Source organism: Spirulina sp. CCY15215, assembly GCF_016888125.1.
Taxonomy (GTDB): Bacteria; Cyanobacteriota; Cyanobacteriia; order Cyanobacteriales; family Spirulinaceae; genus CCY15215.
On the sequence record NZ_JACSWA010000487.1, the window covers coordinates 1 to 1,045 of the forward strand.

The window sequence follows — 1,045 nt, forward strand, 5'->3', positions numbered from 1 at the left end:
AAGCCCCCGTCAGATCATCTCCACAAGCATTTTCCGATACGCTATGCCCTAGCGCATTTTTGATTCCTCTATCTCTGATAACTTCTGCTGCTGCTATATCCCGATGGGTTTTGTATCCACACTCCGGGCAATTATGTTCTCGTTCGGAAAGCAATTTTTTTCCGGTGTGAAAATCACATTTTGGACAAATTTGCGGTGCGACCCCGGCGAATCGAATTCGCCTAGGGAACGCGCACCAAGACAGCGAGGTGTAATTCTTGTCAACTTCCGCGACAAAAACATCCCGTTTCCACGCTACCCATTTGAGAATTGTAATAAATTGACCAAAAGCAGCATCTAGGCAATGTTTAGACAACATTCCTTTTGCCCAAATCCCCCCTTTAGTTCCCCCCTTATTAAGGGGGGTTAGGGGGGATTCAAAAAATATTGACTGTGCTTGGTCACAAAGGGAATGTGCCAGTTTAAATTGCCAATCTTTACGAGTATCAGAAATTTTTTGGTGTAATCTCGCTATTTTCTGGTTTAATTTGTGTCGATTATTAGACCCTTTCTTTTTATTCCTTAACCTACGTTGCAGCGATTTCAGCTTGCTATGTAGTTGGTTCAAAAAATGGGGTCTTTCGACCAGTTCTCTATCAGAAGTTGCCAGAAATTTGTCCAATCCTAAATCTATTCCTATGGCATGACCGTGAAATGGGACATCTGGAATATTTATATTTAACTGTAAAGAGAGCAGGATAAAGTATCCTGATGCTTTCTTGATGATTCTCGCTTGTTTAATCGTAAAACCATCGGGAATATCTCTCGATTTCCTAAATTTAATCCATCCCAATTGAGGCAGTTTAATCTGGTTTTCCTGCACACAGTCTTTCAGCATTTGAGGATACACAAAAGAACGCATCCTATACTGATTCTTAAAACGAGGAAAACCGAGTTTTTTTGATTTCCTATCTGTAAATGCTTTGTCTAATCTTTTGAGCATCTGTTGCAAGACTTGAGCATTCACAGATTTTAACCACGGGTTTGTTTTCTTAGCCTCTGTTAA

At 40.5% G+C, this 1,045-nt stretch carries 1 protein-coding gene; it reads right to left on the bottom strand.

Going from position 1 to position 1,045, the window contains the following annotated elements:
* Positions 1–1,045 (bottom strand): transposase (locus JUI58_RS16340; RefSeq protein ID WP_348539907.1); only part of this gene is annotated, 1,045 nt, incomplete at both ends.